Annotated in this window: 6 protein-coding genes and 1 riboswitch; of the genes, 2 read left to right on the top strand and 4 right to left on the bottom strand. The window is 34.1% G+C overall.

Annotated features, from left to right (window positions below; genetic code table 11):
* Nucleotides 1-379: 379 nt before the first annotated feature.
* Both ACTCDL_RS12010 and menA read left to right on the top strand, forming a co-directional pair.
* A complete protein-coding gene (locus ACTCDL_RS12010) occupies nucleotides 380-2623 on the top strand; it encodes an alpha-amylase family glycosyl hydrolase (protein WP_463176871.1) in 2244 nt (747 codons plus the stop codon).
* A 383-nt stretch (nucleotides 2624-3006) separates the two neighbouring features.
* On the top strand, nucleotides 3007-3951 hold the full coding sequence (gene menA / locus ACTCDL_RS12005) for a 1,4-dihydroxy-2-naphthoate polyprenyltransferase (RefSeq protein WP_463176869.1): 945 nt from the start codon (nucleotides 3007-3009) through the stop codon (nucleotides 3949-3951).
* Between the two features lie 161 nt (nucleotides 3952-4112).
* Here menA and ACTCDL_RS12000 read toward each other — a convergent pair whose 3' ends face one another.
* The 4 genes from ACTCDL_RS12000 to ACTCDL_RS11985 form a co-directional block, all read right to left on the bottom strand.
* Nucleotides 4113-5051, bottom strand: coding sequence for a methylenetetrahydrofolate reductase (locus ACTCDL_RS12000; protein ID WP_463176866.1), 939 nt, complete (start codon nucleotides 5049-5051; stop codon nucleotides 4113-4115).
* A gap of 101 nt (nucleotides 5052-5152) precedes the next feature.
* On the bottom strand, nucleotides 5153-7567 hold the full coding sequence (locus ACTCDL_RS11995) for a homocysteine S-methyltransferase family protein (RefSeq protein ID WP_463176862.1): 2415 nt from the start codon (nucleotides 7565-7567) through the stop codon (nucleotides 5153-5155).
* A 22-nt stretch (nucleotides 7568-7589) separates the two neighbouring features.
* Nucleotides 7590-8234 (bottom strand): hypothetical protein, encoded by a 645-nt coding sequence (locus ACTCDL_RS11990; protein ID WP_463176860.1) that lies wholly within the window; start codon nucleotides 8232-8234, stop codon nucleotides 7590-7592.
* A 126-nt stretch (nucleotides 8235-8360) separates the two neighbouring features.
* Nucleotides 8361-8466: riboswitch (SAM riboswitch) on the bottom strand.
* A 196-nt stretch (nucleotides 8467-8662) separates the two neighbouring features.
* Nucleotides 8663-8842 (bottom strand): hypothetical protein, encoded by a 180-nt coding sequence (locus ACTCDL_RS11985; RefSeq protein WP_463176857.1) that lies wholly within the window; start codon nucleotides 8840-8842, stop codon nucleotides 8663-8665.
* Nucleotides 8843-8928 lie beyond the last annotated feature (86 nt).

Below are 8928 nucleotides of genomic sequence, written 5' to 3'. Positions count from 1 at the left end.
GGAACCAGTGTTTATAACTGATTCCTGACTACTGATTCCAGATTGCTAAAAGTGTTACATTACCTTTCTATTATTTCATTCTAGAGTTGTTTATCTATATGAGTGTGAGTGTGTGTAAAACTTCTTTTTATTGGGGTTTACTCACACTCACACACCCACTCACACTAATTTTAAAACTGTCACAATATCGCCATTGAACTTAACCTGAGTCTTGGATTACTGTAATTATTCTTAAATTATAACATTAATTTATTCAATTTAGTATATAGTTATTAGCTTTTAGTTAATAATAAAGTAATGAAGTTTAATAGCAATCACAAGCAATAAGATTTTAACTTCAATATACATATTTTATAGAATTGAGTCAAGGGGGTATATAATGAGAGTTAGTTTAAGAATTCACTATGATAATAGTTATAATTTAGCAGATCCTATGTTGTTGGTTTGGAAGGATGGAACTGGAAGAATGAAAAAGGAGATTAGAGCAAGTGGAAGTGATGAATATGGGGTCTACTACGATATTACTTTAAATAGATCTAGCTTTAACTTTAAATTTAAGGGAAAGAAGAGCGGTCAAATATTTTTAGAAAATGATAAGGCTAATCGTTTTTATAATGCAGGGTTAGGTGATCAAATTTGGTGTAAGGCAGGATGGCATAATATTTATACAGTCATGCCTTTTGTTCCTATTGGTGATATTAGAGATGTTTATGAAGAGATTAAAGATTTAATTCCACAGAAGAATTTCTATCTTCCTCAGACTGATGTTTCCGATTTTAATACACCATCAATGCTAGGAGCTCATAAACTACTAGATGGATCAATTATATTTGGTTTCTTCCATCCTAGAGCAGCTAAAGTTTATCTAGCTTCAAATATCAATGGATTTGCTGTTCCTGAGTACTGTCATGGGCAGAAGTGTGAACAGAGGGAACGCTTTATTCCGATGGGATTATATCGTGGTTATTATAATGAAGCAAATATCTGGTGGGTTAGAATACTTGCTGAGGATATTAAGACTGAACCTAAGAATATAGAGTATAAATTTTATGTACAAGGTGGTACTGGCAGTGGTGAGAGGTGGGTACATGACCCTTATACTAGAGTCTATAGTGATAATTATAAATTTGATAACTGTGTTGTTGTTGATCCAACTGCATTTCAATGGACAGATCAGTCATGGAATACTCCTGATATTAGTGAATTAATCATTTATGAATTGAATGTGTATGGATTTACTGATGGTGATTCAGATATATCTTTAGATAATCAGAGTACTTTTTGTGGTATTATCAAAAGAATTGAAGATGGCTATTTTGATGAATTAGGGGTAACAGCCTTGGCATTGATGCCAACTTCAGAAGCTTGGAGCCACTTTGGCTTGGGATATGATCCTTGTAGTTTTATGTCAGTAGAGAAGGATTTTGGTGAGCCTGATGATTTTAGAAGATTGGTCAATACAGCCCATAATCATGGATTAGCTCTAATTATTGATCAGGTCTTTAATCATACCTCTAATCAATTTAATCCTCTATGGCAGTTGATTGATGACCGCAGTGATCCAGGTGGCTTTTATTTTTCAGGCAATACACAATGGGGTAACAAGCTAGCCACTGGTAAGGATGAAGTAGATGATATGCTAATTGATGCCTGTAAATTGTTTATCAAGGAGTATCATGTTGATGGGTTTAGATTTGATGCTACCCATACTAACTATTTAAATCATAAGCTCCTTTATGAAATTCAGCATGAGCTGAGAGACAAAGGCTTTAAGTCAGATGCTATCTTAATAGCTGAGAATCTACCTAATCAATCTGATTTAAACTTTGATGGTTATAATGGTTATGCTCAATGGAGTGACTTTTTTCATGACAAGATTAAGGCTTTATTAAGAGAAGGGGTCTTTAGAGACTGGTGTGACAATAGCCCTGAAGGTATGGGAGATATATTTTATTTCTGTAAAGGACATTTTTCAGCACATACCAATAATGTAATCAATTATAGTGAGAGTCATGATGAAGAAAGTGTTAAATATGAAATAGAAAGCAATAATATCTATGATTGTAATATCAAGGATAGAAAATCTAGATTAGCAATGATGAGTACTATAGTTGCATTAGGACAACCGATGATTTATATGGGCCAAGAATTTGGAGTCAATAGAAGTTCTAATAATATTGATATTAATCTAATCAATCCTGATCCCAATTGTCCAGATTATGATTATAATCCCTTTTATTACTGGACACAGAAGCTGATTAATTTAAGAAAGAAGTATAGTGCTTTGAAGATATCTGGTTACAATCCTGTAGTTGAAGGTAAGTTTGACTGGTTTTTAGGCCATTGGTTATCAGATAGACAAGGGCAAGGGAGTAAGGTGATTGGATGGAGGACAAAGATGAATCAAGAAGAGATGTTGGTTATGCTCAACTTTGAAGGTCATGATGTAGAGGTAGATCTGAACATTGGATATTCTAGTAAATGGGTGAAGTTAGCTGATATAGAGGGGGTGTATGACCAGTTTACTGCAATACACTCTAATAATCTGATAGAGATGAAAGATGGTACCTTTAAATCCTTCGTTTTGCCTTATTATAGTGGTTTTATTTATAAGAGAGTTTAGAGTAAAAAAGGGCTAGTTTCAGCCCTTTCTTCTTCTTTAAGATGGGGATAATTTATTTTATCTAGTGTCTTATATATGTAATTAGAGAGATACAACTTATTATATCAATATAGTGGTTCTAGCGGTCAAGTGTTATTGTGAGTTATGAGTGTGAGTGTGTGTGAAGTACCTTTCTATTGAGGTTTACTTACACTCACACACCCACTAACACTGATATTTAAAAGTATCACACTATCTATCTATTGTATTATTCTCACTACTAGTAATAGATGTTAAAGATTATTTAAATAAAGGGATTAAAGCATTAATGTCAAAAAGAAATAAGGAGGTTAACTGGGTTAAATAATATTAGTAAATAATTCATAAATGTTAGGAGTGGGAAGATGTTTATAAGAAGTTTTTTTAAATTAGTAGAGATTCAGACCAAGGTTGCCAGTCTGATCCCGTTTTTACTAGGGACAGTGTATACTCTATATCATTTTAATAACTTTGATTTTAAGAACTTTATTTTGATGTTGATATCTCTTTTAGCAATTGATATGGCTACAACAGCTATCAATAATTTTATTGATTATAAAAGGGCGAATAAAACTTCTGGTTATAATTATGAAAGCCATAATGCTATTGTCAAGGATAAGCTGAAAGAGAGTAGAGTCAAGGCTATAATATTAAGTTTATTAGTAATTGCAGTTTTATTTGGTATTATTTTAGTTTTAAACACTAATTTAATAGTACTTATTTTAGGGGGAATCTCCTTTGGAGTAGGGATTCTTTACTCTTTTGGACCATTGCCTATCTCTCGCACACCTTTAGGGGAGGTATTTTCTGGAGTGTTTATGGGATTTGTGATAACTTTTATTTCGATTTATATTCATCTTTTCGACCAGAATCTTGTTTCCTTATTTTATGAGGGGGGACTTTTAAGTATTAAGGTCAATCTTATGGAGCTAATCTATCTCTGGCTGATTTCAATACCTTTAGTATGTGGGATAGCAAATATTATGCTAGCAAATAATATCTGTGATATTAATGATGATTTAGAGAATAATCGTTATACATTAGCAATTTATTTAGGGAAGGATAAAGCGTTAGGGCTGTTTAAAATACTTTATTATTTAGTTTATCTAGACCTAGTTATTCTGTTAGTTTTAAGGGTCATACCTATAACTTCATTACTAACGTTTTTAACCTTGTTTCCCGTAAAGAGAAATATAGATAGATTTGTAGAGAAACAGAGTAAGAAGGAGACCTTTATCTTAGCTGTGAAAAACTTTGTGCTGATAAATAGTGTGCAGGTATTGGCTTTGGGATTAGCGGTGATATTTTAATAAGTGATGGTTTTAATGGGGATATTACGATACTTTTAAAATTAGCGTGAGTGGGTGTATGAGTGTGAGTAAACCCCAATAAAAAGAGATTTTACACACACTCACACTCATAGCTCACACTCGACACCAAGTGTCGCAATCTCTCTATTATGTTATCTTTTTTATCTTCTGTTATTAATCTTCTTCTCAAAAGTCTCCTTCACAAACTCTGCTAATTCAATTGAAGCTTCAATCTCAGCTTTACGAATCGATAAACTTTCGATATTACAACCGATTGGGATTCCTTTTTCCAAGGCATAATCCAAAAGCTCTTTAAAGTTTTTCTTAGATGAGTTGAGCGACTGCTCTAAAATATCCTCAGAGTTGAGCAGATCATTTTCTAGCCATTTGGCTATATTTATCCCTAACCATTTCATAAACTCTAATGTCTTCTTAGAACCACAAGGGGTAAAGGTGAAGATGATAGGTACCATCTCTAAATTATTCTCGCGACAATAATGATAATAATCTGATAAAAAGTTCTTAGAGTAATCTAGGTTATAGACTGCTTGTGATACAAAGAACTTACAACCACTTTCTATCTTGGAGAGCACACGCAAGTGTTCATCCTCAGATTGAGAATGGCGTTCAGGGATGGTAACTCCACCTAAAAGAAGATTAGGGTTTAATTGCTTCCTTAGTTGATAAGCCTCTCTTAACTTTAAATTGACATCTTGATCCTTTGAAGCAGCACCTACAAATACAGAGAATCTATCTGTTTCAATATCTGATGTAAGCCATTTTGAAAATTCATCTTTATTATATTTTCCCACACAACGATAGATAATCTTTGGTATCTTTAATTGATCTAGATAGTTTTTGCTATAGATAGCAGGATCAACTGTTGGTAGGAAGGGGAAAGGCCTCTCTTCTTTGATTCTATCACTTTCATCTTGAATATCATAGAGAACCAATCCATCTATCTTAAGGTCTTTAATCCGTTCTACCTGTTTTTGCGAAATTTCTGCGATTCTGTCAGTATTATTCTTCTCTTTAGGTGGTGTTAAACCATATAATATTATTCCTGTCTCTTTATTTAGTATCTTATGTTTTAAACTCATTATTTCTCTTCTCCCTTCTCGATTTTAGTGTGAGTGTGAGATAATAATCTTCTAATCTTTTACTCACACTCACATTCACATTCACACTCACACTCACACTACTAACTATTACTAACTAATTTCTTCGCTGTTTTAACTGCTTCAACAGCATTATCAGAATAATATGCCCCAATACTATCAGCATAATCTCTAGTAACTACAGCTCCACCAACCATTACTTTAATATTAGAGCCTGTCTCGTTTAATTTTGTTGTAATCTCTTCCATCCTTGGCATAGTTGTTGTCATGAGAGCACTTAAGCAGATGACATCAGCTTCTTTATCTAGGGCGGTAGAGATGATAGTTTCATTGGCGATATCTTTACCTAAATCAATCACTTCAAAGCCATTATTTTGAAGCATTATCTTAACGATATTTTTACCGATATCATGGACATCACCTTTGACTGTAGCCATTACGATTCTACCTTGATTCTCCTCGCTTCCTTCCTTCTCCAAGATTGGTTTAAGGATAGCAAAGGAATTTTGCATCGCTTCAGCACCAAGCATCAATTGTGGTAAGAAGTAGACTCCTTCATCATACTTATCACCAACCTCTTGAATTCCTGGAATTAAGGCTTGATTAATGATCTCTAAGGCAGAGTAATCATCTAAAGCTCTTTTAATACTATCTGTGATATTATCCTTATCACCAGTTAAAACCTGGTGGTGAAGTTGGGCTAAAATATTTAGCTCAACTTGCTTATCTTTATTTTTAGTATCCTCTTTAACTTTATTTTCTTTTTTCTGGCCATACTCTGCTAAATATCGTTGGCTAGATACATCACGATTTACTAAAATATCACTAGCCATTAAAGTAGCTTTCATATCTTCAATAGTGGGATCAAGGATAGGTGCATTTAGTCCTGCTTGAATTGCCATTGCTAAGAAGGCTGTATTGACCTTCTTTCTATCAGGTAACCCAAAGGAGATGTTACTAACACCTAAGACAGTAGCCACTCCTAACTCTTTTTTGATTAAGCGGATTGCTTTAATAGTTTCTTGTACACCTTCTTGTTGGGCACTAGCAGTTAAGGTCAGTGCATCTATTAGGATATTCTCCCGTTTGATTCCTATTTTTAAAGCCTTTTCTACAATCTTGCGGGCAACCTTCAAACGACCCTCAGCAGTTTTAGGAATACCATCTTCATCAAGGGTTAGACCTAAGACACAAGCACCATATTTTTTGGCTAAAGGCAAGACTGTATTAAGGCTATCTGCCTCACCATTGACTGAATTAATAAGGGGCTTTCCTACTACAGTCTGTAAAGCTGTTTCTAAAACTTCAGCATCGGTAGTATCTATACAGATTGGCAGATTAACGAGATTTTGGACTGTAGTAATAGCCTGTTTAATAGTAGTTACTTGGTCAATTTTAGGCACTCCAACATTAACATCTAAGATATCAGCTCCTGCGTCAGCTTGAGCTGTTGCTTCTTGGGAGACTATATTCATTTTACCTGCCTTCAATTCAGCAGATAGCTCTTTACGACCTGTTGGATTAATCCTCTCCCCAATGATACGGGTAGGTAGGTGATCAGCGATTACTACTGTCTTGTTTCTACTAGCCAGTTTGGTCTCAGCCTGATAATTTTTTGATTTTGGTTTTAACTTCTTTACCTGCTTGGCAACTAGTCTAATATATTCAGGAGTGGACCCACAGCATCCACCGATAATATTTGCTCCTGCATCTACGAATTTTTGTAGATACTCAGCCATCTCCTTGGCTTCCATTGGAAAGATAGTCTTATTATTCTCATCTAAGATAGGAAGGCCTGCATTTGGTTCTACAGAGAGATAGGCAGCAGTATTATCGCCCAAAGCTTTGATAATTTTTAGTAGTCCCTCTGGACCCATACTACAGTTAGCACCGATTACTTCAACTCCAAGACCTTCTAGTACAGTGGCAGCAGTTACTGGGTCTGTACCAGTCATAGTCTTTAAACTCTCTTCATAGGTCAAATGGCAGATAATAGGTAAGCTAGTAGTCTCTTTAACAGCAATAACTGCTGCTCTAACCTCTTGTAAATCGGTCATAGTCTCGATACTGATTAGATCTACTCCAGCTTCCTCTAGAATTTGTGCTTGTTCAGCAAAGATTTCATAAGCCTCTGAGAAGCTAAGGTCTCCTATAGGTTCTAAAAGCTTTCCAGTAGGTCCCATTGAGGCTGCAATAATAGTATCTTCTTTAGCAGCTTTTTTAGCTAATTCTACAGCTTTACGATTAATCTCTCCAACCTCTTCACCCAAACCATATTCATCTAATTTGATTCTGCTAGCACCAAAGGTATTTGTTTGAATAATATCACTACCAGCTTCAACATAACTGCGATGAATTTCAGTTAGAATCTCTGGGTGGGTCAAATTTAACTTCTCAGGACATTCACCTACCTCCAATCCCTTTTTATGTAATTCAGTTCCCATTGCACCATCTAATACTAAAATCTCATTCTTCAATCTCTTTAATAAACTACTCATCTACTAACTACTCCTCTCTATATCAATTGTAGACACAACTATCAAATTCACAAGAAGCACAGTGAAAATTACATCTTGCTCTATAAGAATTCTCCACTTTGCCAAGACCGATTATTGCTGTAATCGATTTTTCTGGTAGCAAGATATTACTTGTGGTAGTTGTGATTCCCAACTTATCACCATTTAATAACTTTAAAATTTGAGGTTGAATATCTAATTTTACATCACCATAACCTGGACTAAAGCGCATAGTTAAGTAGGGTAGACCCTTAGTTATAGCATCATCTGCTATAATTTTATTGAGTTCATTAGCAACCTCTTCAGCAGCAATAGAAGCAATGGCATCTAAGGTAGTTGCTTTGCTTAGCTCCCCTTGATCGAATAACTCTTTGACCTTATTTTCTAGAGAACTACCAATTGTTACAGTTAATAAAGCAACCTTATCTTGTCCACTTAATAGTTCAATGATATCATTGCTTTGAAATTTTAAAATATTTGCGCCTAAAGTTACTGAGTTTTTCTCTTTATCTAGTTCAATCTCATCAATGATTAGATAAGATCCCTGACAATCTATTAGGGAATAAGAGTACTCTATTAAAGAGTCTATCATCTCTTCAATCTGCTCATTTGAGATGCTATTCTCCTTATAACCTAATCGTCCTTTCACTTCAGTTTTTGGTATTTTTATTGAAATATCATCTATAATAATTATTATTCCCTCCTTATTTTTAATAATTTAACTAATAAAAACACCTCTTCGAAGAGAAGAGGTGTTTAAATGTATATAGCTCTTCTCTTATCTGTCAGAAGATATACTTCTGCAGGAATTGGCACCTTTCCCCCTGTGGGGTGGTTGCCGGGCTTCATCGGGCCAGTCCCTCCACCTCTCTTGATAAGAGTTCATATTCATTTTTCTAAGAAAATACTATAATCAATAGTTTTAAATGCATAAAATCAACTTATTTTTGAATAAGTATACCATTAAAATTAGGTTTTGTCAAAATAAAAATTGGATTGAGTGATTTTAATATTGATTATAGCTAGCTATTGATTGTTGTTTGATTTTTACAAAGTTTATTTAAGTCATAATTATTCCTATTGATATTTATTACTCTTTCTTCTTTCTCTTTTAATCTCACTTACTTCATCATGAACACTATAAATTAAATGTTTTAAATCTTTGACTGTCTTAGATTGTCTTTTATTGATGCTGTTTATCCAACAGGTTAAAATTAAAACAGGTAGAACTATGATTATAATAAGAATATAATTCACAATAATTTCTCCTTTCCTAAATAAAACACGAAAAAGATTTTGAATTTCTTTAGCCACGAATTAACACCTGTCTCTTATACACATCT

The organism is Orenia sp., from assembly GCF_055140805.1.
This window is presented reverse-complemented; position numbering and strand designations above follow the sequence as displayed.